The sequence below is a fragment of the Campylobacter sp. CNRCH_2015_1657 genome, from assembly GCF_025772685.1.
Classification (GTDB): domain Bacteria; phylum Campylobacterota; class Campylobacteria; order Campylobacterales; family Campylobacteraceae; genus Campylobacter_D; species Campylobacter_D lari_D.
In genome coordinates this window covers 85,001-109,221 of sequence record NZ_JAKMSO010000001.1, presented here as the reverse complement: position 1 = coordinate 109,221, position 24,221 = coordinate 85,001, and the positions used below count along the sequence as shown (strand labels likewise).

The window sequence follows — 24,221 nt, the reverse complement described above, 5'->3', positions numbered from 1 at the left end:
CTATCCCTTTATATCCATCAATCTTTTAAAAACAAACATAGGGTTAAGCGTATTAACTACTTCAAATTTAAAATACTCGTTTAAAAAATGTGCTACTTTGGCAAAAGGTGTTTGTATGCGTGTGATTTTACCATTATCAATTATAATTTTTAAAGCACCAAAAATTTCAAAATACAAATACACTTCTAAAATATTTCCATTTTTCTTAGCTTCAAACAAAGCCCTATTTCCCTCATAAACAAAAGGTATATGATAAATTCCTTCAAAAAATGCAAAAAACATTTCTTTATAAATTTCAAACTCATATGCGCTTTTACTTTCCATAAGTCTTTGAATGATGAATTTTTTATACCAAGCTTTTTCATCACCTTCTTGCAAAAGTTTTTCTATGAGTTCAGCTCCCTCTTCAAAAAGTCTAATTTTAGGCTTTTTCAACAGATTTTTAAAAGAAATTACACCTTTGTCTTCATAAACTTCAGCTAAATACTCCTCCCCTACTTCAAGTTCTATCATACTTTTTGTTTCAAGCTTTTTAGTGTTTAAAAGCAATACATAGCGATTATATGCGCGTTTTTCTAAAATTTGCATTCTTACAGGTAAGGTTGAGTTGATGATATTCACCAAAGTTTCCTTAATTCTTGTGCTAAAATAAAGCCAAGTTTTTCTTTGCTTTGTTTAGAACTTTGAGAGGTACTATCTTTAGTGATAAAACAAATGCTATTTTCATCACTTCCAAAGTTCATTTGCTCATTTAAGACATTTAAACACACCATATCTAAATTTTTACTAACTAAAGATTTTTTAGCATTTTCTAAAGCATTTTGCACATCAAATTCCATTTTAAAGCCTATTTTTTTACCTTTAAAATCTAAATTTTTTAAGATGTCTTCATTCAGCTTTAATTTTAAATCAAGTCCGTTTAAATGCTCATTTTTCTTAATCTTACCCTTATAAGCTTTTAGAGTAAAATCACTCACAGCAGCAGCCATAATTAAAGCATCAAATTCTTTGTATTTTTGCAATTTTTCTTTTAATTCTAAAGAAGATTCAAATTTTTCTAATTTATAAGGTGCTTTAAACTCCACTGAGCTAACTAATACTACTTTAGCACCTAAAAAATACAAGGCATCAGCAATAGCCTTTGCCATTTTTCCACTTGAAAAATTACTAATACATCTTACATCATCGATCTTTTCTTTAGTACCGCCACCGCTTATAACAAAACTTTTATCTTTAAAAAAATCTTCTTGCATTAAGCTTCTTTTTAAAGCATTTATAATGCTATCAAGCTCAGCCAAAGCTCCCAAGCCTTCATCTTTACAAGCTAGAGTTTTAACTATAGGATCAATGATAATATAGCCTTGCTCTTTTAAATTTTTTAAAGATTTTTGAGTACTAAAGTGTAAATACATGTTTGTATTTGCAGCAGGTGCAATTAAAAATGGTTTATTTTTATCTACTGCTATTAAAGTTTGAATAAATAAATTATCCGCTATACCATAGTTTAGTTTATTAATAGAATTTATACTAGCAGGTGCAAAAAGCACACAATCACAAGTCTTACTAAAGGCTATATGATTATTAGTATTTTGCCAACTTTCGTTATCTTCACATAAAATTTCATCTGCTAAAGCTTCAAAACTAAGCCTAGTACCAAATTTCAAAACTCCCTGACTTAGCAAAACTTTAACCCTAAAACCTTCTTTTTTTAATAAAGAAATCAGCTCATAAGCTTTATAAAAGGCTATGCTTCCACTTACTGCTAGTAAGATAGTTTTCATTTTTTACCTAGTTTTTCATAATAGTAATTTTCTACAATCTGAGCATTAGCTCTACTAATATACATAGAACCTTTTTCTACATTTTTATGCACTGTGCTTCCTGCTGCGATGATTACCTCATCTTTTATCTCAACCGGAGCGATAAATTGCGTATCTGAACCCACAAAAACATTTTTACCTATTTTGGTTTTATATTTTTTAACCCCATCATAATTACAAGTGATAGTACCACAACCTATATTAGTTCCCTCATCTATCTCACAATCTCCTAAATAACTCAAATGTCCTGCTTTAACTCCATTTAATAAAGCATTTTTACATTCTACGAAATTTCCTATATGGGTATTTTTAAGCTGACATTTTGGACGCAAATGCGCTAAAGGCCCTACATCGCTATTTTCTACTATACTATCTTCAATCACACTTGAACTTTTAATGATAGAATTAATGATTTTTGATCTTCCTTCTATACGCACATTTTCATACACTTCACACTCGCCTACAAACTCAACTTCATCTGAAATAAAAGTCGTCGCAGGCATGTGAAAAATCACTCCTTGCTTCATCCATTCTTTTTTAATCGCTTCTTGCATAAGATCTTGAGCTAGGCAAAGCTCTACTTTATCATTTACCCCCATAAAATCTTGCTCATTTACAAACACCGCATCGATTTCATAGCCCTTTTCTTTTGCTAAATAAACTGCATCGGTTAAATAATACTCTTTAGCTTTATTATCATTTTTTATCAAAGGCAATACTTCTTTTAAAATTTGTGCTTTTATAGCATAAACACCACTATTGCAAATGTTTATAGCAAGTTCTTCTTTGCTTGCATCTTTTGTTTCTACTATTTTTTGAATTTTATTTTCTTTTAATACTATTCTTCCATAACTTTTTGGATCTTTTGCCTCAAAAACAGCCACATTAAAATCACTCTCATTTAAAGCTATTTTTTCTAAATCATCTGCTTTAACTAAAGGCATATCACCACATAAAATCAATACTTTTTCATGCTTACTCTCATAGCCCCTTAAAGCCCCTGCAGTACCTGGAAAATTTTGCAAGTCTTGTTCTAAAAAACGTGTATTTGGAAAATGCTCTAAAACAACTTGTTCAACCTTTTCTTTTTGATGAGAAAGCACTACACATACATCATCACTAATCTTATATGCTTGTTTTAAAATATGTAAAATCATTGCTTTTGAGCAAATTTTTTGAAGTACTTTTGGATTTTGTGATTTCATACGCGTGCCAAGTCCAGCAGCCAAAATAAGCACAGAAATTTTCATAATTTACCTTTGTTTTAAAAATTATTGCTTATTTTAACAAGCTAAAGTAAAAATTCTTACTAGTTGTTATTTGTTTTTTACAGATTTTCATTTACTTTAAACTGAAATTTATGGGGGGGGGTATAATTGCTTTTTTTAATTTAAAATTAAAGGAGCAATCAAATGAAACTTTCTTATCATACAAGTAAAGTTTTAATGGGAGTTAGCATTAGTGCTTTATTAAGCAGCACTGCTTTAGCACAAGAGATAAATTATATAAATTTATCTGATTTTTTTAAGCATAAAGATGGAATTTGGAGTTTAGATTCTAAAGAAAATATAGAATTAAAAATAAGCCCTTCAGATATTCAATCACACTATGGTGGAGAAAATAATGATAAACCTATAAAAGAATTTAATATCAAAACAAGTGGTATTTTAACTATTGGAGATGGAGATAATTGGATAGATGTAGGTAGCACTTCGACTAATGAAGCAAAATATGATTTATATAGCGTTAATTTAGAAGCAAAAGAAATCATTTTAAATTCTGATAGAGCTACCTTAGAAGCAAATAAAGCTTTTAATATAAAAGGAAATGTTACACTAAAAGGCAGCTCACCTATAACAAATGATAATATAAGCAACGAAGAACTTGATAGACCTGCTTTAAATGTATGGAATGGATATGGCGAAAAAGATGGCTATATGAGCATACAAGGAAATTTAAATGTAAATAATTCTTTTATTGGTATATTTGATGCAAATAAAAAAGGTGGCTTAATCTCTGTAGATGGAGATGTAAATATAAAAGATTCAGCTATAGGTATAAGCACAAATAGTGTTTCAAATTTAGGTATAAACAACTATGTAGCTATAAAAACTACAGGTAGTTTTAACCAAGATATAGATAAAAACATAGTAACGGCACTATATACTAAAGATATAACGAGCATGCTTGAAACAAGTAATTTACTTCCAAAAAATGTATTTTTTGAAGATACTGATTTGGCTCAATTTACAGATTATAAACTTAGTGTTTCTAATGATGGCAAAAGTCTTTTAATTAGCGGTGGTGCTAATGAAAATGTAAGAGATTTATCAAAAATATTAAAATCTGAAATTGATATTAGAAAAGAAGCTTTAGATAGCTTTAATAATATAAAAGAAGATATTAAAAGAAATGAAAATTTAGAAAATTCTGGATTTGGAACCTACCAAAAACCAGGATATATTGGCGATGATGCTATGCTTGAAGCCATAGCACAAGCAGAAAAAGAACTGCAAGAACAAATTAAAAAATTAGAACAACAAATCCAAGATATACAAGATAATGGTGGAAAATTTGATGGTAGTGATTTAGTTGAAAATATGAAAGATATTAGCTTAGAAAATAAAAATTTAGCTGTAAATATGCTAAATAGTATTTTAGATTCTAAACTTAGCAATGATGCTATCGCAGCACTCACTCTAGATACCACAGGAAAAAATCTAAACACACTTACCACAAATACAAAAGCAAGTGCAAAAGCTATAGTAAATAATGCTCAAAATTCTTCTGTTAATTCATCTATAGGTATAGCAAATGACCTAGCAATTGGAACAAGAATAGCAAAACTTTCAAATCCTTATCAAGATAAAGCTTTAGTAGAAAAATTTGCTACAACCCATATAGCAGCACTAGCAAGCGATGTTTATAATTATTATGGAAATTCTTCATTTAATAATAGCTTTTGGGGTAATGTTTTTGGTGGTGCAAATATCATAGATGGAGATAGTGGTGCTTTATATGGATTTACACTAGGTGCTGATAGAAAAATCAATGATAATGCTTTGCTTGGTTTTTACTTTACTTATGCTGATTCAACTATCAAAGATGGAGTTATGGAACAAAAATCAGATAACTATCAATTTGGTATTTATTCTTTAATTAATCCAAACGATCAATGGGAAATTAATCTAAGAGCTTACGGGCAAATTTCTCCAACAGATCAAAGTGTTGTAATGTTAAATGATTCTAATAAGGCTGATTTTGATAGTAAATTCTTTGGTTTAAGTGCTAATGCTGGTAGAATTTTTAATCCAAATTCATCATCATTATTCATCAAGCCTTTTGCTGGTATAAATTACTACTACGCACACACTCCAAGTTATAAAGAAAGTGGTATGTTTGCAAAAGATGTTCAAAGTATGACAAATAATTCCATATCTTTAGAACTTGGTGCTGAATTTAGAAAATATATGAGCGAAACATCGTATTTATTTATCACTCCAAAAATAGAACAATATGTAATGAATAATGGAGATGATTATATAGCTGGATTTGTTGGATCAAATTCAAATTTTATCATCAAAGGTAATGATAAGAAAAAAACTTATGGACAAATCATCATAGGTGGAAATGTAGATATTAACGAGCAATTTAGCCTAAATGCAGGTGTTGGAACTAAACAAATACTAGCTGGTAAAACAGATGGTAAAAATGAAACTTATGTAAGTGGTCAAGTAGGTTTTAAATACAAATTCTAAAAAAATATTTTTTGAGAAACTCCTAAATGCTAGAGTTTTTCACTCTAGCATTTTAAAAATAAACCATTAATTCAATCATATAAATTGCATTTTTAAGAGTAAAATTGCTAAAATAATGCTTTTAATTTTAACCAAGGAAATATTTTGAGGGTTTTACTAGTTTTATTTTTATCAAGCCTAGCTCTTTTTGGCGCTGAAGCAACTATACCAACTGTAAATTTAAGCCTTAGTGCCCCAAATAGCCCTCAACAGCTCGTAACAACTTTAAATATAATTATAGTTTTAACTATACTAGCACTTGCTCCAACTATCATCTTTGTAATGACTTCATTTTTAAGACTTATAGTAGTTTTTTCTTTTCTAAGAACTGCTCTTGGCACACAAACCATGCCTCCAAATACTATCTTAGCGACACTAGCTTTGATTTTAACTTTTTTTATTATGGAACCTGTTGCTACAAAATCATACAATGAAGGCATAAAACCCTATATTGCTGAACAAATAGGCTATGAAGAAGCCTTTGCTAAAGGCGTTAAACCTTTTAAAGATTTCATGTTAAAAAATACCAGAGAAAAAGACTTAGCACTTTTTTATAGGATCAGAAATTTAGAAAATCCAAAAACCATAGATGATGTTCCTTTAACGGTTTTAGTGCCTGCTTTTATGATAAGTGAACTCAAAACTGCTTTTGAAATAGGCTTTTTGCTTTTCTTGCCATTTTTAGTTATTGATATGGTAGTAAGCTCAGTGCTAATGGCTATGGGTATGATGATGTTACCACCTGTTATGATTTCCATGCCTTTTAAATTGCTTATTTTTGTTTTGGTAGATGGATGGAATTTGCTTATACAAAATCTCGTCAAAAGCTTTTTAACTTAGCAATTTAGAGCAAAAATATGTGTATTATTAGCTTTATTTGTATTTTTCTAAATCAAAGATTTTAAATGGCATTTGCTATATTTGGAAAATACCTTTATGATGATCTTGCCTTCACTCTTAAAGCTCACACTCAAAAAGAAAGTAAAAAAGCTTTTAAAATCATAGAAAAATATAAAAATCAATATTATTTTTTAGGTTATATTCAATATGAATTCTATAAATATCTAGAAGATAAAAATTATAAAAGCAAAGAGCCTTTTTTATATTTTTTTGCTTTTAAATCAAAAAAAATCTTTACAAACGAAGAAAAAAATTTAGACTTTTATCCAAGTTTTTCATCCAATTTAAACCAAGAAAAGTATTTTGAAAACTTTGACAAAGTCAAAGAAGCCATAGCTAAAGGTCAAAGTTATCAAGTTAATCTTACTCAAGAACTACATTTACAATCAAATCTTAATGTGTATGAGAGTTTTTTAAGCCTTTATCCTAAGCAAAATACCCCCTATAAAGCTTATATGAAAAATGAATTTTTAGAATTGGCTTCATTTTCACCTGAACTTTTTTTTAAAATCAAAAATAAAAAAATCATCACAAAACCCATGAAAGGCACAATCAAACGCTCAAATAATCCAAAAGAAGATGAAAATCTAAAAAACTTTTTAAAATGCGATGAAAAAACTATTAGCGAAAATGTAATGATAGTTGATTTATTACGCAATGATATTTCAAAACTCATCAAAAAACATTCTTTAAAATGCGAACTTTTTAAGGTTAAAACCTACCCTACCTTACACCAACTCATTTCAAAAATAAGTGGGAAATTAAAACAAGAAAATGATTATTTTAAAATTTTCAAAGCCCTTTTTCCATGTGGATCTATCACAGGTGCACCCAAAATAGAAACTATTAAACTCATAGAAAATTTAGAGCAAAGAAAACGCGGGATTTATTGTGGAGCAATAGGTTTAATCTATAAAGATAAAGCAAAATTTAGCGTAGCCATACGCACTTTAGAGAAAAAAAATAATGATGATTTTTTAAGATATGGTGTAGGAAGCGGACTTGTGTGGGACTCACAAAAGCAAGATGAATTTGAAGAATTAAAACTAAAAAGTAAAATTTTAAAACCTAACTTTTATTTATTTGAAACAATGTATTATAAAAATCATTCTATTTTATTTTTCAAAGAACATTTGACAAGAATTTTAAACTCAGCTAATTTTTTTGACTTTGATACTCAAAGATTAAAACATGATTTTAAAAATATACTAGAGAGCAAAGATAAAAAATTCCATTTTAAATCTTTACAAAATTTTAACAATTTTGTTTTCAATCATCATCATTTTTTTACAAAAAGTAATTTTACTCAAAAAGGCTCAAAGGCTATTAAATTAAAACTTTTTGAAAATGGCCTTTATGAGTTTGATTTTAACAACATACAAGAAAATTCAAGCAAAAAACTACTCATAAGTAAAGACATCATAAAAGTAAATCTTTTAACACACCATAAAACTTCTCTGCGTAGTTTATATGAAGCAAATTCTTATCTATGGAAAGAAAATATTTGCTATGACATAGTTTTTTTTGATGAAAAAGGCATACTTTGTGAGGGTTCAAGAAGCAACATTATTATAAATTTAAATGATGAGTATTTTACCCCTTATGCTAAAAACTGCCTAAATGGTATTTATAGACAAACACTCTTAAAACACAAGCTCATCAAAGAAAAAGATATCACTAAAGATGAGCTTTTAAATGCTAAAGAAATTTATGCTATTAATTCTTTAAGAGGCTTAAAAAAGGTATTTTTGTGAAAGTTTTGATTATAGATAATTATGATTCTTTTACCTACACCATAGCCTTTTATTTAAAAGAATTAAACATTACTTATAAAATTATTAAAAACGATAAATTCAAAAATCCAAAAAAGCTTAAAAAATATGATTTTACTCATCTTTTAATCTCCCCTGGACCAAATTCTCCAAAAGAATCAAAGTTAAGTTTAAAAGCTATAAAATATTTTAAAAAAGATAAAAAAATTCTTGGAATTTGTCTAGGACACCAATGTATAGCACATGTTTTTGGTGGTAAAATTTCTAAACTTCCAAACCCAACTCATGGTAAGGTAAAAACTATAAAATTTAAACCAAACCCACTTTTTAAAAATCTTAAACAAAATTTTAAAATTTGTTTATATCACTCTCTTTATGTTAATCATATAGGTGAAAAATGTGAAATTTTAGCCCATAGTGAAGATAATATCATCATGGCTTTAAAACATAAAAAATACGATATTTATGGAGTTCAATTCCACCCTGAAGCCATACTAAGTCAAAACGGCAAAAAGCTACTTAAAAACTTTCTTACTTTACAATAATCTAATATTTATATTTTTTTCATTTACTTTAAACTTAAATTTATGGGGGGGGGTATAATGCTTTTTTCAATTTAAATTTACAAGGAGTAATCAAATGAAACTTTCTTATTACACAAGTAAAGTTTTAATGGGAGTTAGCATTAGTGCTTTATTAAGCGGTGCTGCTTTAGCTCAAGAAATTACTATTGCTGATGGCGATGGTAGTATGGAACAACATTTTGAAACAAATGATGGGCAACATTTTACTTTAAAAAATGATTATACTAATGGCAATTTAACCATAAATATCAACAATACAGATCTACCTAACAGCATAGCAAAAGAAGGCTATGAAGATCTTGCGACAGTGAATATTAATTTAGGCTCTAATGTTCTTACTATTAAAAATATTTCACATGGAGATATTTCTACCTATGTAACAAATTATACCATCAATGCTAAAAAAACTGAAGCTATAGATGTAATATTTCAAAGCACAAATGGAAAATCTATCGTTAATGGAGATTTTAGTATAAAAGGTTCATCTAGTCCTACAGAAGGTGTTTTAGATGATATAAAATCTTCAGCTATTTTAATCGGCGATGGACATGGCCTACGAGGCTCTCTTGAAGTAAATGGAAATTTTACAGCAGATCAATCTACTCTATTTACTATAGGTGGTAATAAAAGTCAAAATCATATACAAGTAAATGGTAAAGCAAATATCACAAATTCAAACTTTTCCATAGGAACAACAAGTTTTGGTGATTTAGCTTTAAATAATTATGTTTTTATGAGTGCAAGTGAAGGATTTAATGAAGATATAACAAGCTCAAACAAAGCAAGTGCAAACATAAGTAAAAATTTTGAAAGCATTGTTGGTATGAGCAACAAAGACTTAGGACTTGATTATGAAGTTGTAAGAGCTATGGATGTAAAAGATTTTGTTGAATATGAACTTTCTACAAAAGATAATAAGCTTTTAATTAGTGGTGGTGCAAATGAAAATGTAAATAACAATAAGATGATTCTAGAAAGCGATAAAAAATATCTAGAATTAGTTAAAACTGATTTAGAAGATGCCAAAGATGATGAAGGTGTTAATATAGAAAAAATTGATGAAGCTATTGCAAAAATTAATGAGCAAATAAAACAAATTCAAGATATGATTAGCAATGCTGGAAGTGGAGAAATCTCTAATGATGATTATATTAAAAACGATTCTAGTGTTTCAGCTTCTAACAAAGACTTTGTTTCTAAAATTTTAGATGGACTTAAAATTGGTGGAGATTTAAATGCAATAGGTAGTATTAAATTTGATAAAGTCGGGGAACAAGTAGCAAATGATATAAAAGATTCAGCTAAATCTATCTCAAATGTAAATCAAGCCTCATCAGGTATAAACTCGACTATCAATGTATCAAATGATGTATCCATAGGTTCTCGTGTAGCTATGTTAAATAATCCTTATGGAAATTACGCTACAAAATTATCTCAAATAAGATTTGCTACTAATGATTATAGAGGAAATTATGTTGATAATTATAATAACAGCATTTGGGGTAATGTAATAGGCGGTGCAAACATCATAGATGGAGATAGTGGTGCTTTATATGGAGCCACTATAGGTATGGATAGAAAAGTCAATGATGATGTTATTATTGGTGCTTATTTTACTTATGCAAACGCTGAAATAAAAGATAATCTTTTAACCCAAAAATCAGATAATTTCCAATTTGGTGCTTATTCTAATATCCATATAAGTCCAAAGGTAGAAGTTAATGTTAAGGCTTATGCTCAAATTTCTCCAACAGATCAAGATATTGTAAATAGAGGATTTAACACTACAAATAGTGCTGACTTTAATAGAAAATTCCTTGGTTTGAGTGCTAACATGGGATATATTTTTGATTTTAGTAATAATACCTTATTTATCAAACCTTTTGCCGGAGCAAACTACTACTATGCACATACCCCAAGCTATAAAGAAAACGGAATTGCAGGAAAAGATGTCAATAGCGCTAGTAATAATTCTATTTCTTTAGAACTTGGTGCTGAATTTAGAAAATATATGAGCGAAACATCATATTTATTTATCACTCCAAAAATAGAACAATATGTAATGAATAATGGAGATGATTATGTAGCGAGTTTAAATGGAGTAGCACTACCTAGCGTAAAAAGTGATGATAAGAAAAAAACTTATGGACAAATCATCATAGGTGGAAATGTAGATATTAACGAGCAATTTAGCCTAAATGCAGGTGTTGGGGCTAAACAAATACTAGCTGGTAAAACAGATGGTAAAAATGAAACTTATGTAAGTGGTCAAGTAGGTTTTAAATACAAATTCTAAAAAAATATTTTTTGAGAAACTCCTAAATGCTAGAGTTTTTCACTCTAGCATTTTAAAAACTCTCATACTCTTTAGCTATAAAAACTTCATCATCTTTTATAATTAATGGGCGTTTTATAAGCGTTGGATTTTGCAAAATCATCACTTTAATTTCATCTTGGTTTAAATTTTGAAGTTTTTCTTTATTTAACCCTAATTTTCTAGCACTCATACCCGCTGTATTTACAAGCTCTAAAACACTCCTTTTGCTAAGCCAAAAATTTAAAGTTTCTTCATCTAGCTTTTTAATATCTAAAAATTCAAATTCAATTTGCTTAGAATTTAAATAATCCATGGCCTTTTTAACACTATTACAATTTTTAATACCATAAAATTTTAACATTTTCTTGCCTTTTTAACTAAGTCTGCTATGATAAATGCTAATTCTAAAGCTTGGTCAGCATTTAATCTTGGATCACATTGTGTTTCATAGCGTTTGGAAAGTTCTTCTTGAGTGATATTTAAAGAGCCTCCTACACATTCTGTTACATTTTGCCCTGTCATTTCCAAATGTACCCCACCAGGATACACTCCTTCACTCATAGCTATCTCAAAAAACGCACGCACTTCTTGAATAATTTTATCAAATTCTCTTGTTTTAAAATTACCTGATTTAACCGTATTTGCATGCATAGGATCTATGCTATAAAGTATATTAAACCCTTCTTGTTTTAACTCTTTAAATAATTTTGGCAAGGCATTTTCTATCTTATCACATCCCATACGGATGATGAAATTTAATCTTCCTGCTTCATTATGCGGATTTAAAATACTTGCTAGCTTTTTTATTTCATCTAAATCATAATTAGCACTAAGCTTAACACCGAGTGGATTTTTTACTCCACTTAAAAAATGCACATGTGCTTCATCTGCTTTTCTAGTACGCTCACCTATCCAAAGCATATGTGCTGAACAATCATAAATTTCCCCGCTTAAACTATCTACTCTAGTTAAAGCTTCTTCATAAGGCAAAAGCAAGGCTTCATGGGAAGTATAAAAGGCTGTTTGGGAAAGATTTGGGGTATCAGTGATACCACAAGCTTGCATAAAAGCTAAAGCTTGAGTGATTTTTTCACTAAGTTCATTATATTTTTTCCCAAGCTCTGCTTTTTTTAAAAAACCCAAATTCCACTTATGCACTACTCTTAAATCCGCTAAACCACCTCTTGAAAAAGCTCTTAATAAATTTAAAGTTGTAGCACTTTGATAATACGCTTCTAACATTCTTTTAGGATCGGCTATTCTTGATTTTTCATTAAATTCAAAACCATTAATAATATCCCCACGATAACTTGGAAGTGTTACTCCATCTACTTCTTCAAAATCACTACTTCTTGGCTTTGCAAATTGTCCTGCAACACGCCCTACTTTAACGATAGGACAAGATCCTGCAAAAGTAAGCACTATGGCCATTTGAAGCATAACTTTAAACATATCTCTTATATTATCAGCACCAAAATTTACAAAACTCTCTGCGCAATCTCCTCCTTGGAGTAAAAATGCTTGAGAATTTACAACATTAGCAAGAGATTTTTTTAACTTATCTACCTCACCTGCAAAAACAAGTGGTGGTAATTTTTCTAATTTTTTAACAACATCTTGTAGTTCATTTTCATCAGGATATTGCGGCTGTTGCTGAATTTTATAATTTTTCCAAGAATCTTTAGTCCATTTCATAGCTTAACTTCCTAATTTTAAGTAAGCTAAAATTATACAAAATGAGACTTAAATTAAGATTTCAAAACACTCTCAACGCGTTCAAGGCTATCTTGTTTATATAGAGTTAAACGCACTATAGAATCTTCTAGTGCTAAAAGATTATGAATTTCATTAGCTTTTAAACTAATGCTATCTAAAGATTTAAGTAGAATTTGCTGATTTAAAACTCCAAAATCAATAGAGCCTTTTAATACTTGTATAGTAATATCAAAAGGTGCTTTATGATCTTTCATAAAGCTATCCTTTGACATATTTATGCATATTTCCTTAGCATAAGCATTTTCTATTTTTTTAGATATATTTATGCCATTTTCAATTTCTTGTTCCCAAGAAATTACTTCATGCATTTGAGTTCTAAATTTCATTTTATTTTTTAAGTTCTTTAATACGAGCAGCCTTACCTCTTCTATCTCTTAAATAGAATAATCTAGCACGGCGTACACGACCTCTTCTTAATACTGTAATACTTTCTAAACTTTCACTATAAATAGGGAAAATTCTTTCAACACCTACATTGTTAGCGCCTATTTTACGCACAATGAAAGTTTCATCTACACCATTTCCTCTACGCGCTATACAAATACCTTCAAAATTTTGAATTCTTGTTTTATCGCCTTCTTTAATGCGAATAGCAAGTCTTAAAGTATCTCCAGCACGAAATTCTGGAACATTTTTACCTTCAATTTGTTTTTGCTCAAATTGCTCAATGTATTTATTTTTCATAACGATATTCCTTAAAATTTGCGTTCATGCTTTTGATACAAATCAGGACGAAAATATTTCGTTTTGCAAGACGCCAAAGTAGTTTTTAAAGCTGTTATTTTAGCGTGATTTCCCTTTAAAAACTCTGAAGGAACATAAAATTTTTTATTTTCCTTTTCAAAAACAAATGGCTTAGAAAATGATGGTGCCTCTAATAAATCATTTTCAAAACTTTCCTCACTTAAACTTTCACTATTTCCGAGAACATCTTGAATATTTCTACTAATAGCATCACACATCACCAAAGATGCTAACTCTCCACCTGTAAGTATAAAATCTCCTATAGAAAACACTTCATTAGCAAATTCTTCCACAATACGCTCATCTAAACCCTCATATCTACTACATACAAAACAAATATGCTCTTTGATGCTTAATCTTTTAGCATCTATTTGCTTAAAAGTTTTAGCACATGGTAAAAGAAAAATAAAATGCGTATTTTTATCTTGGCTTTTAATATGCGTTAAACAATCATATAAAGGCTGAGCTTGTAATAAAAGTCCCGCACCACCGCCTATTTTATAATCATCTACTTTTAGATGTTTATTTGTAGTAAAATTTCTAGGATTAACAAAATCAAATTCTAAAATTCCTTTTTCTTTTGCCCTTGCCAAAATAGAAGTTTTAAAATAAGGCTCAATAAGCTCTGGGAATAAACTTACAAAAGTATATTTCATGAATTTTCTAAAATATCTAAAGCAGATTGTGTGAATATTTTTTTATTTTCTATATCAACTTTTTGAATATATTTATCAACATAAGGAATATAAAAGTTTTTAACCTTTGTCTGTAGTTTTTCATCGCATTTTATACAGAATAAAAATCCAGCTCCATTTTCTAAAATATCTTCAACTATACCTAATTTTTGTTCATTTTCAAAAATTTCACAGCCTATAATATCAAAATAAAAATACTCATCTTTTTTTAACTTACAAGTTTCTTTTGTAGTTTTTATGCTTTGAAATAGTGTAATATTAGTTAGTTTTTTTGCAGATTCTAAATTCTCAAAACCTTCAAATAAAACCAAAGATCTTGTTTTATCGAAAGCTTTTATGGTGTAAATTTTTTGATTACCATCAAAAAATTTAGCACCTGCTTTAAACTGCTCATAAAAATCACTTAAATTATGTAATTTTACATAACCTTTCAAACCAACACTTTTCCCAAGTTTAGCAACTTGGACCAAATCATTCTTCAATAGCTTTTACCGTTATACGATATGAAGTTGCATCTTTAACTTTATAAGCCATAATAACTGTTTTTATTGCGTTGATTAATTTCCCATTTTTTCCGATCAACTTACCAGTGTCAGTTGGATCAACATAAATGATAATTTCAGCAAAATTGTTTTCTAAATTTCGTTTTTGTATATCAACTTTTTCAGGAAAATCAACAATTAATTTTGCGTATTCTCTTAAAAAATTTTCAACCATTTTTACTTGCTTGTAATAGCTGCTACTCTATCGCTTAATTTAGCACCTACGCTCTTCCAATAAGCTAAACGCTCAGCATCAAATTTTACTACTTCAGGTTCAACCATAGGATTATAATATCCAATGCTTTCTATCCAACTACCATCGCGTCTTTTTCTACTATCAGTTACAACTATACGATAAAATGGTCTTTTTTTGCGTCCCATTTTTGTAAGTCTGATTACTGTCATTTTAATACTCCTAAAAAAATTAAAATTTTGTTATAGATATTTTAACTCATATATCCATAAAAAAGCTTTAATTATTGCGGTCTTTTAGCTTGCTGCAACATATTCATAAAATTTTCCATTCCTTTTTTGTTTGAAAATTTTTTTGCCAACTTAGCCGCATTACTAAATTGTTTTAAAAAGCGATTTACTTCCATTTGAGATAAACCAGCACCCTCTGCAATACGACGCTTTCTTGCGTTGTTTAACAAATCAGGATTTTCTCTTTCTTTTGGCGTCATTGATGAAATCATTGCTTTAATATGAATAATTTCTTTAGAATTATCCAAATCAATATCTTTAATATTTGCTGCCATAGATGATAAACCAGGTATCATACCAATGATTGATTTCATACTACCAAGTTTTTTAACACTTTCCATTTGATTTAAAAAGTCATTGAAATTAAATTCACCTTTTTTGATTTTTTTATTAAGTTTTTTTGCTTCTTTTTCGTCTATAATAGCGGCAGTTTTTTCAGCCAAAGTCGCCAAATCACCCTCACCCATGATACGATTAACAATCCTATCAGGGATAAATACTTCTAAATCAGCTACTTTCTCACCAACACCAATAAATCTTAAAGGCACACCAATTTGTTTAGCTATACCTAACGCAACACCACCTTTAGTATCTGCATCAAATTTACTTAAAATAATCCCAGTGATTTCTAAAGCTTCATTAAAGCTACTTGCTGTTTTAACTCCATCTTGACCACTCATAGCATCAGCTACATAAAATACTTCATCAGGATTTAAAATAGCTTTTACTTCTTTAAGCTCATTCATCAAAGCTATATCAATTGCCAGACGGCCGGCAGTATCTACAAGCAAAACATCATACATAGAATTTTTTGCTTTTTCTAAAGCTTGTTTAGCTACATTTAAAGGATTACTTTCATTTTCTATAAAAAATAAATCAAGCTCATTAGCTTGAGTGAGTTGTCTTAATTGCTCTACCGCAGCTAATCTTTGCAAGTCACATGCAGCAATTAATACTTTTTTATTTCTTAGTTTTAAGTAATTAGCAATTTTTACCGTAGTAGTAGTTTTACCACCACCTTGCAAACCACACATCAAAACAACCGTAGGTGGCTTACTAGCAAATACAAAACCTTGATTTTTACCTTTAACACTAAGAATTTCTTCTAAATTTTTCTTAATTGAGTCTAAAAATTGCTTTTGGCCTATGCCATTAGTTTTTACATCATTTTCTACTAAAGTGAGTAATTCTTTCGTAACTTTATGATGTACATCTGCTTTTAAAAGGGCTTTTTTTAAAGTGTCAAGAGCATTTTTTAAAGCTTTTTCATCATCAACAAAACGAAGTTTATTAACCGCGGATTTAAATGACTCACTAACTATTTCAAACACTTTATTTTCCCTTTATTAAAATTTTAAAAAGCTAAATTATAAACCCTTTTAGCTTTAAACGCCTTTAAAAATTTAAATTTTTTATTTCAAAACCATAAGCATTAAAACTCTCATCAAGTAAAGCTTTAAATTGATAATCAAAAATATGCGTTTCATAAGAATGCAAATACATTCTAGAAGAGCTATTTTTTGCATATTTTTCATCGCCAATAATACCATGTTTTATATGATTTAAATGCACTCTGATTTGATGTGTTCTACCTGTTTTAATGACTGCTTTTATTAAAGTTTTTTTTGCATTTACCATTAAAGGTATAACCTGAGTATGAGCTTCTAAGCCAAATTTATCGATTTTACTAAAAGCTCCGGATTTATTTTTTATAGTAGTTATTTTTTCACAAATTTCAAGTTCTTCAGCAATTACTCCATCGACAATAGCTAAATAGCTTTTATGAACATTTTGTTTTTTATACTCTTGAATGCATTTTAGTCTAAATTCCTCATCTTTGCTTAAAAGCAAAACCCCGCTTGTTTCTTTATCAAGCCTGTTAATTAATTTAGCATTATAAACACCTTCTAAATTCTCGCTAATTTCCCCATAAGGCTTATTTAAAGCTATGATTTTATCATCTTCAAAAAGTATTTTTGCTTTTTTTATTTTTTGCACGACAAATCTTGTTTTTGAGCTCATCAAAGCTCTAGCTATAACAACCTTTTTTCCCATAGCAAAAACACAACCTTTATCAATCAAATCTTTTGCTGCATTATTGGAAATTTTTTCTTGCATTGCAAGCAATTTATAAGCTTTTTCTTGCATCTAAACCTTCTTTTATACTTAATATAACTTCATTTAAATCATTTTGCTCTTTGACTCGTGCTTGTGATAATTTTTGCTTTAAAAAATCATTTATATCTTTTACACTCTCACAAATATACAAATCATCAACTTCTTGATATAAACTTTCTTGATTAAAATAATATTTCCCTGAGATAATAACATTATTCCATCTAGCTGCCTCTATAGGATTATGCCCGCCTATATTATTTACAAAAGAGCCGCATAAAAAAACCACATCACTAATCTTATAAAAACTTTCTAGCTCACCCAAAGTATCTAGTAATAAGCACTTGGTCTTAAAAAAATTTGCAAAATCATTTTCACTTAAAGTAAAGTCTGAAAATTTTTGCATATTATAATGATTTTTTTGGCAAAAATCTTTTAAAATCCCCTCAACCTCGCCAAAACGCTCCGGATGTCTTGGAGCGATAATTAATCTATCATTTTCTTCTAGTTTAATCTCATTAAGCAATAATAATTCTTCATTTTCATGCGTACTAGCAAATATAATAACCCTAGCCTTAGGTTTTGAATAATTTTTCACTTGTTCTTGTTTTATATATGCTTTGATATTTTTATATGCTGCAACATTTTTAGCACCCAAACACTCTAACCTTTCTTTGTCTTTTTGACTTTGCGCAAACACAACATCAATATATTTAAAAATCAAACGATAAAAAAAGCTAAAACGCTTGTAGTTTTTTAAAGATCTATCACTAATCCTAGCATTTAATAAAATAACTTTTGCATTATAAAATTTAGCCATCAATACAAGCATAAGCCAAAGCTCTGCTTCAAAAATAATCAAAACTTTGCAAGGTTTCATCCAAAATGGTATAAAAATTTCAAATGGTAAAAAATTTACTTTTTTAGAATGTCTTAAAGCTTCATTAAATCCGGTTTGCGTGATAGTTGAAATTTTACAAGTTGGAAAAAGTTTTATTAAGGGAACAATGCTTTTAATCTCCCCAAAGGAGCAAGCATGAAAATATATATCCCCTTGTTCTTGTTTTAAGTTTTTATAAAGAAAAAATCTAGATTTTAAAGACGCTTTATATTTTTCTTTACAAAAACTTAAAATCAACAAAAAAGGAACTGCGATTACATATATAATCACAGCAAAAATGTAATAAAAAAAAATCAATTTTGATTTTCTTCTTTTTCTTTATATAAAATTCTTCCGCAATGCGGACAAGTTACGATTTCATCACCTTTTAAAACTGCTAAATAAGTTTTATCATAAATTCTCATAAAACAGCCATAACAAGCATGTTTTTTCACAGGAACTACAGCACTATTTCCCGCCCATTTTCTAATTTTCTCATAAAAAGTTAAAACTTTTTGATTTATTTCGCCAACCAGCTTTACTTTTTTATCATAAATCTCTAATCTTTCTTTTTCAATATCAACTAATACAACTTTTGTTTGAGCATCTATTTGATCCACTTCATTTTCAAGTTCAGTTCTCTTAGTTTGCAATTCTTGTATAAATTTTTCTTTGTTTTCTAAAATTTTATCTAATCTTTCTATCTCTTCATTTGCTGCATCAAGTTGCTCTTTAGCTATATCTTCTTCGATTTTTAAAGCATTTGCTTCTTTTTCAGTTTTCACTGCAGCACTTTTTTTGGCTATTTCTTTAATTTTCACACCAAATTCTGCAATATGGTTATTGTTTTGTATTTTTTGATTTTCTATATCTTTAATATCTTTTTCAAAACCTGCAATTTCTTCTTCAGTTTTATCAAGCAAATTACGCTTTTCTTTTAAATCCTTTGTAGCATCTTCTACTTTATTTGCAAAACCATCTAACTCTTTATCAATTTGCGATAAAGCTATAAGTTGTTCTAAATATTTATTCATTGATTTTTTCCTTAAAAATATTGAAATGGATTTTTTGAAACTGATATTATAACTTCTAAATGAAATTTTTGCAAATCTTTTGCTAAAATTTCACCAAAGTATGACTCACTTTCATAGTGACCTATATCAATCAAATTGAGTTTATTATGATAACTTTCTAAAGCCTGATGATACTTAAAATCCCCACTTAAAAAACAATCTGCTTTTACACTAGAAATCAAATCTCCACCACTGCCTGTACATATTGCTAAAGTTTTTATTTTTTCTTGATGAGCATTAACAACCCTAATATGATTAAGTTTTAAACACTTTTTAACATGATCAACTAATGTATCTAATTGAAAATCTACATCACAATAGATCAAAAATTCATTTTGTTCTTTGATCTTAAAACCCAAAATTTCGCTAGTAAAATAAGTATTTAAATGACTTAAATCAAAATTTGTATGCATAGCAATCAAGGCTATATTTTTTTGTATCATTTTTGTAAGAAGATTTTGCGGATAAAGCACTCCACTTAAATTCTTCAAACATTTAAAAATTAAAGGATGATGGACTATAAAAAGTGAATTTTCGCTTGCATTTTCAATTAAATGCATATCTACATCAAGCGCAAGATAAATCTTATTTATGTCTTGATCGAAATTTCCAAGCAATAAACCACTATTGTCCCATGAACTTTGCGTATTAAATGGACTAATAGTATCTAAATAATCATAAATTTCTTTAATTTTCATCTAAACTTTCTTTATATACTAAAGCACAACTTTTAGATAATTCTCTAATTTTAAGCATAAAATCTTGTCTTTGAGTTACTGAAATAGCTCCTCTTGCATCAAGCAAGTTAAAAGTATGTGCTGCTAACATACAATAATCATATGCTGGTAAAGCAAGTTTTGCATCTAATGCATTTTTACACTCATTGTAAGCATTTTCAAATTGTACATTTAAAGTTTTTACATCACTTACTTCAAAATTATATTTACTAAATTCAAACTCGCCTTGCTTATGAACATCTTTATAGGTAATTTTTTCGCCGTTAAATTCATTCCAAACTATATCATATACATTATCTACATCTTGTAAATACATTGCAAGTCTTTCCAAGCCATAAGTAATTTCAGCACTAACTAAATCTACGCTTATACCACCAACTTGTTGAAAATAAGTAAATTGTGTAACTTCCATACCATCAAGCCAAACTTCCCAGCCCAAACCCCAAGCACCTAAACTTGGACTTTCCCAATTATCTTCAACAAAACGAATATCATGTGATTTCAAATCAAAGCCTAAATTTTCTAAACTTTTTAAATATAATTCTTGGATATTATCAGGACTTGGTTTAATTAAAACTTGAAATTGATAATAAGCACCCAACCTATTAGGATTTTCACCATATCTTCCATCAGTTGGTCTTCTACTTGGTGCTACATAAGCAGCCGCCCAAGGTTTTTTACCTAAACTTCTTAAAAAAGTTGCCGGGTGAAAAGTCCCTGCACCTGCTGGAAAATCATAAGGTTGCATAATAGCACAACCTTGCTTTTGCCAAAATTCTTGTAAATTTAAAATCATTTGAGAAAAAGTCATTTTTCTTCCTTTAATTCTTCAGACTTCTCAGGCGAATTTGCATATAATTCCACTGTTTTATTCCACATCATTTTATATTTTCTTTTTAGAAATTCAACTTCATTGCGCGCATATTTAAGTTGCTCGTTAAGATTTTCTATAGTTTTTCTATCCTCATCATAAAGCTCTTGCATAGAATAAAGAGCATCTTTTAAAAATTTATTTTCACCCTTTAAAGCTTCTAAGGTTTCATCCTTAGCATCAAGAACTTTTTCATGTAAATTTAAAATAGTCCCTATAGTTTTTTCTACAAAACTTTCTCCTGCCAAGGTCATAGAATTTACCATAGCAGGTTGCTTTGAACTTGAAGGAACTACACTAAAAGTACCTTGATTAGCTTCTATATAAATTTTACCTTCTTCTTCTTTGAAATTTAAAGCACCATTTGCCATCATTCCTTTTACAACATCTTCGGATAAATGAACTAACTGACAAAATTCTTTTAATTCCAAGTAAGTTTGCATATACGCTCCTTAAAGAAAAACTTCAATTGTATTAGAATCTTGGATTAATTTTTCTTGTTGTTTTTGTCTATCTTCTAATAATTTTTGCGCTAAAGACTCATCTTCTATTGCTAAAATTTGCACTGCCAAATAAGCTGCATTAATAGCCCCTGCTTTACCTATAGCCACAGTTGCTACAGGAATTCCACTTGGCATTTGCACAGTAGAAAATAAAGAATCCATGCTAGCTAAATTACTTCCTGGCATAGGTATACCTAAAACAGGTTTTGTTGTATGTGCTGCAACAGCTCCTGCTAAATGAGCTGCCATACCCGCTGCAGCAATAAATACTTTTGCACCTTTTTCTTCAGCATTTTTGATGTATTCTTGGGTTCTTTGAGGGCTTCTATGAGCTGAAGTGATCAAGACTTCATATTTTACATCAAATTTTTCCAAAATTCCTAAAGCTTCTTTTACTATATCATAATCACTCTTACTTCCCATCAATATGGAAACAAATTTCATTCAACACTCCTTCTTAAAAAGCTAAATTCTGGAAGTTTAAATGGCAAAGTAATTTCATTTTCATTACCACTATGAATTTCACTAAATTCTTTATTGTTTTTTGCTAATAATTGTTTAAACACTATGAATTTTTTTCCTTCATTTTCATATACTAAACCTAGTTTATTTTCCCCTAATTCTATATTAGAATCAACCGGAGCTAGAATTTCATATTCTTTGTTTAATTCTATCTTACCCTTACATTTAAAAAATTCACCATCTTCGCTAATAGCATGCACTTGATGGGTTCCTTCTTCTATACTTGTATTATGATTTATTGAATCGGTTTTTTCATAAGCTCTTGAAACTAAATATCCATCTGTAAAACCTCTGTGTTTTAAAGTATAAATTTCTTTTTCATACTTAGCCGCATCAAAAGTATTTTGCAATACATCTTGCACTGCCATTTTATAAGTTCTTGTAGTCAAAGCTACATAATACTCACTTTTCGTTCTTCCTTCTATTTTAAAAGCATGAATGCAATCTTCTTGCATAATTTTTTGAATATACGAGCTTAAATTTAAATCTTTAGAATTAAACACATGCGTGCCATTCTCATCTTCTTCAAGTCTAAAAAGTGTATTAGTTTCTGGGTTCTTTGCATAAAGTTCATAGTTAAATCTACAATCATTTGCACATGATCCACGATTACTCATGCGTCCACTTTGCACTGAGCTTATCAAACATCTGCCAGAATACGCAAAACACATAGAACCATGGACAAAACTTTCAAGTTCTATGTCACAATTATTTTTCAAATCTTTTGCATCTTTTAAACCAAGTTCCCTTGCTATAACAACACGCTTAGCTCCCATATCTTTATAAACTTGAGCGTCTAAGTAATTTAAAATATTAGCTTGGGTTGATACATGAAGATTGATTTCAGGTGCAAGCTCTTTAACCAAACGCATAGCACCTACAGAAGCTACTATAAAAGCATCGGGTTTCATTTCTTTTAATTTTAAAATATGCCTTTTCAAACCTTCAATTTGAGAGCTAAAATGAAATCCATTAATCGTTACATAAATTTTTTTTCCTTTTGCATGCGTGTACTCAATAGCTTCTTTAAAAGTTTCATAATTAAAATCTCTAGCAGTTCTTGCTCTTAATGAAAAATTACTCACTCCTGCATAAACAGCATCAGCTCCATAAGCTAAAGCTATTTTTAATTTTGTAAAATTACCTGCAGGAGCTACTATTTCAGGAATAATCATTTTTTTCCTAAACTTGCGATTAATGCCTCAATATCATCATTACTTACAACATCTGCAGTTGTATCTCCTTCGATATGCACAGCAGATCCCACGCGTTTTTCATCATCAATTTTACCTTCAAACAAACTACTCATATATCTACTTAAAGCTCTCATAACATTAATAACACGCTCAATTTTTTGACGATGAATATCTTGATATTGCATAGCATCCATTGCCATCATAACTTCATCTTGTCCAGTTTGCAAACAACCTGTAATCTCATCTATGATATTTTTAGCATTGTTATTTATTTCAATAGCTTCTTTAAAGCTTACCACATTAGGAAATTTTGCATTTAATTTTTCAAAAATTTCTATATTTTTATTTAAAGCATCACTGATTACACAAAGATCACTCTCAGAATTTGCAAAAAAGTCGTTAATAGCTTCTAATTTTTCCATCATCTCTGTGGCTTTTATTTCACTATCTCTTGTAACATCATCAAGTTGATGTACAACTTTATGTTCTTTACTAGGTGGTGGTGGTGGCCAAGCCATATCCGCTCTTGCTTTATAATCACCATTAATCATATCATTAACAATTTGCTTATTTTTTTCCTCATCTTCATAATCTGTATCTGGTTTTTCTTCTGTTTCTTCTACAGAATCAAGATCTAAGTCTTCAGTGCCATTCATTAAAGCATCTAATTCTTCTTGAGTCATTGTTACACCTTTTTTAATAAAAAAACTAATGCGAGATTATATTACAAAAAAATATAAATCAACATTAATTTTACCAATTAATTATTTTTTTACACAAAATAATCTTTTTTTTAATTTGATTATAAAAAAAATATTAATTTAAACTTAATTTAAAAAAAATATACTACAATCTATAAAATAAATTAAAAAACCCAAAAAATAAAAAGGAGAA

The 24,221-nt window shown here is 29.1% G+C and carries 26 protein-coding genes; 5 read left to right on the top strand and 21 right to left on the bottom strand.

The genetic code is table 11. From position 1 onward, the window contains the following. The 3 genes from L8X27_RS00560 to glmU are packed head-to-tail and all read right to left on the bottom strand — an operon-like array spanning position 1 to position 3,070. Positions 1–621: a hypothetical protein gene (locus tag L8X27_RS00560; RefSeq protein WP_039626453.1), complete on the bottom strand. Its 621-nt coding sequence runs from the start codon at positions 619–621 to the stop codon at positions 1–3. Continuing rightward, positions 618–1,781 carry a bifunctional phosphopantothenoylcysteine decarboxylase/phosphopantothenate--cysteine ligase CoaBC gene (coaBC, locus tag L8X27_RS00555; protein ID WP_263671294.1) on the bottom strand — a complete coding sequence of 388 codons (1,164 nt, stop codon included), beginning with the start codon at positions 1,779–1,781 and terminating at the stop codon, positions 618–620. Before coaBC ends, L8X27_RS00560 begins: the two co-directional genes overlap by 4 nt. Beyond that, positions 1,778–3,070 (bottom strand): bifunctional UDP-N-acetylglucosamine diphosphorylase/glucosamine-1-phosphate N-acetyltransferase GlmU, encoded by a 1,293-nt coding sequence (glmU, locus tag L8X27_RS00550; RefSeq protein WP_214100347.1) that lies wholly within the window; start codon positions 3,068–3,070, stop codon positions 1,778–1,780. Before glmU ends, coaBC begins: the two co-directional genes overlap by 4 nt. 162 nt (positions 3,071–3,232) lie before the next feature. Between glmU and L8X27_RS00545 the strand changes: the two genes are divergently transcribed. From L8X27_RS00545 to L8X27_RS00525, 5 genes are all read left to right on the top strand, one after another. Beyond that, positions 3,233–5,578, top strand: coding sequence for an autotransporter outer membrane beta-barrel domain-containing protein (locus L8X27_RS00545; RefSeq protein ID WP_263671293.1), 2,346 nt, complete (start codon positions 3,233–3,235; stop codon positions 5,576–5,578). Between the two features lie 144 nt (positions 5,579–5,722). Continuing rightward, a complete protein-coding gene (gene fliP, locus L8X27_RS00540) occupies positions 5,723–6,457 on the top strand; it encodes a flagellar type III secretion system pore protein FliP (protein ID WP_133318758.1) in 735 nt (244 codons plus the stop codon). A 65-nt stretch (positions 6,458–6,522) separates the two neighbouring features. Then, positions 6,523–8,271, top strand: coding sequence for a bifunctional anthranilate synthase component I family protein/class IV aminotransferase (locus L8X27_RS00535; RefSeq protein ID WP_263680953.1), 1,749 nt, complete (start codon positions 6,523–6,525; stop codon positions 8,269–8,271). Continuing rightward, complete coding sequence (locus L8X27_RS00530; RefSeq protein WP_263680952.1) at positions 8,268–8,834, top strand: anthranilate synthase component II; 567 nt, start codon at positions 8,268–8,270, stop codon at positions 8,832–8,834. The genes L8X27_RS00535 and L8X27_RS00530 overlap by 4 nt, the downstream gene beginning before the upstream one ends. Positions 8,835–8,928: 94 nt before the next feature. Further along, on the top strand, positions 8,929–11,169 hold the full coding sequence (locus L8X27_RS00525) for an autotransporter outer membrane beta-barrel domain-containing protein (protein WP_263680951.1): 2,241 nt from the start codon (positions 8,929–8,931) through the stop codon (positions 11,167–11,169). A gap of 52 nt (positions 11,170–11,221) precedes the next feature. On the opposite strand, the gene L8X27_RS00520 is transcribed toward L8X27_RS00525, so the two are convergent. From L8X27_RS00520 to L8X27_RS00435, 18 genes are all read right to left on the bottom strand, one after another. Then, positions 11,222–11,551, bottom strand: coding sequence for a Spx/MgsR family RNA polymerase-binding regulatory protein (locus L8X27_RS00520; RefSeq protein WP_263660106.1), 330 nt, complete (start codon positions 11,549–11,551; stop codon positions 11,222–11,224). Continuing rightward, positions 11,545–12,885 (bottom strand): class II 3-deoxy-7-phosphoheptulonate synthase, encoded by a 1,341-nt coding sequence (locus tag L8X27_RS00515; protein WP_263680949.1) that lies wholly within the window; start codon positions 12,883–12,885, stop codon positions 11,545–11,547. The genes L8X27_RS00520 and L8X27_RS00515 overlap by 7 nt, the downstream gene beginning before the upstream one ends. A 53-nt stretch (positions 12,886–12,938) precedes the next feature. Beyond that, the gene (locus L8X27_RS00510; RefSeq protein ID WP_243705616.1) at positions 12,939–13,292 is read right to left on the bottom strand and encodes a cupin domain-containing protein; all 354 of its coding nucleotides are present in this window, start codon (positions 13,290–13,292) and stop codon (positions 12,939–12,941) included. 1 nt (position 13,293) lies between these two features. Then, a complete protein-coding gene (rplS, locus tag L8X27_RS00505; protein WP_012661698.1) occupies positions 13,294–13,650 on the bottom strand; it encodes a 50S ribosomal protein L19 in 357 nt (118 codons plus the stop codon). An 11-nt stretch (positions 13,651–13,661) separates the two neighbouring features. Next, the gene (trmD, locus tag L8X27_RS00500) at positions 13,662–14,366 is read right to left on the bottom strand and encodes a tRNA (guanosine(37)-N1)-methyltransferase TrmD (RefSeq protein WP_263660985.1); all 705 of its coding nucleotides are present in this window, start codon (positions 14,364–14,366) and stop codon (positions 13,662–13,664) included. Then, complete coding sequence (gene rimM, locus L8X27_RS00495; protein WP_263680947.1) at positions 14,363–14,887, bottom strand: ribosome maturation factor RimM; 525 nt, start codon at positions 14,885–14,887, stop codon at positions 14,363–14,365. Before rimM ends, trmD begins: the two co-directional genes overlap by 4 nt. Continuing rightward, positions 14,877–15,122: a KH domain-containing protein gene (locus L8X27_RS00490; RefSeq protein WP_263680946.1), complete on the bottom strand. Its 246-nt coding sequence runs from the start codon at positions 15,120–15,122 to the stop codon at positions 14,877–14,879. Before L8X27_RS00490 ends, rimM begins: the two co-directional genes overlap by 11 nt. Before the next feature lie 2 nt (positions 15,123–15,124). After that, positions 15,125–15,352 (bottom strand): 30S ribosomal protein S16, encoded by a 228-nt coding sequence (rpsP, locus tag L8X27_RS00485; RefSeq protein ID WP_012661702.1) that lies wholly within the window; start codon positions 15,350–15,352, stop codon positions 15,125–15,127. Positions 15,353–15,423: 71 nt separating this feature from the next. Then, positions 15,424–16,761 carry a signal recognition particle protein gene (gene ffh, locus L8X27_RS00480; protein WP_263671283.1) on the bottom strand — a complete coding sequence of 446 codons (1,338 nt, stop codon included), beginning with the start codon at positions 16,759–16,761 and terminating at the stop codon, positions 15,424–15,426. A 64-nt stretch (positions 16,762–16,825) separates the two neighbouring features. Next, the gene (locus L8X27_RS00475) at positions 16,826–17,578 is read right to left on the bottom strand and encodes a pseudouridine synthase family protein (protein WP_263660109.1); all 753 of its coding nucleotides are present in this window, start codon (positions 17,576–17,578) and stop codon (positions 16,826–16,828) included. Beyond that, complete coding sequence (waaA, locus tag L8X27_RS00470; RefSeq protein ID WP_263664396.1) at positions 17,559–18,743, bottom strand: lipid IV(A) 3-deoxy-D-manno-octulosonic acid transferase; 1,185 nt, start codon at positions 18,741–18,743, stop codon at positions 17,559–17,561. The genes L8X27_RS00475 and waaA overlap by 20 nt, the downstream gene beginning before the upstream one ends. Continuing rightward, on the bottom strand, positions 18,740–19,459 hold the full coding sequence (locus tag L8X27_RS00465; RefSeq protein WP_133318747.1) for a zinc ribbon domain-containing protein: 720 nt from the start codon (positions 19,457–19,459) through the stop codon (positions 18,740–18,742). The genes waaA and L8X27_RS00465 overlap by 4 nt, the downstream gene beginning before the upstream one ends. Before the next feature lie 11 nt (positions 19,460–19,470). Further along, positions 19,471–20,196, bottom strand: a complete 726-nt coding sequence (locus tag L8X27_RS00460) for a Nif3-like dinuclear metal center hexameric protein (protein WP_263671281.1) — start codon at positions 20,194–20,196, stop codon at positions 19,471–19,473. Beyond that, on the bottom strand, positions 20,186–21,046 hold the full coding sequence (gene glyQ / locus L8X27_RS00455; RefSeq protein WP_263659059.1) for a glycine--tRNA ligase subunit alpha: 861 nt from the start codon (positions 21,044–21,046) through the stop codon (positions 20,186–20,188). Before glyQ ends, L8X27_RS00460 begins: the two co-directional genes overlap by 11 nt. After that, complete coding sequence (locus tag L8X27_RS00450) at positions 21,043–21,549, bottom strand: DUF3972 domain-containing protein (RefSeq protein ID WP_220566839.1); 507 nt, start codon at positions 21,547–21,549, stop codon at positions 21,043–21,045. Before L8X27_RS00450 ends, glyQ begins: the two co-directional genes overlap by 4 nt. A gap of 9 nt (positions 21,550–21,558) precedes the next feature. Then, complete coding sequence (purE, locus tag L8X27_RS00445) at positions 21,559–22,053, bottom strand: 5-(carboxyamino)imidazole ribonucleotide mutase (protein ID WP_133318743.1); 495 nt, start codon at positions 22,051–22,053, stop codon at positions 21,559–21,561. Further along, on the bottom strand, positions 22,050–23,306 hold the full coding sequence (locus L8X27_RS00440; protein WP_263659058.1) for a peptidase U32 family protein: 1,257 nt from the start codon (positions 23,304–23,306) through the stop codon (positions 22,050–22,052). The genes purE and L8X27_RS00440 overlap by 4 nt, the downstream gene beginning before the upstream one ends. After that, complete coding sequence (locus tag L8X27_RS00435; protein ID WP_263659057.1) at positions 23,303–24,010, bottom strand: protein phosphatase CheZ; 708 nt, start codon at positions 24,008–24,010, stop codon at positions 23,303–23,305. The genes L8X27_RS00440 and L8X27_RS00435 overlap by 4 nt, the downstream gene beginning before the upstream one ends. Positions 24,011–24,221 lie beyond the last annotated feature (211 nt).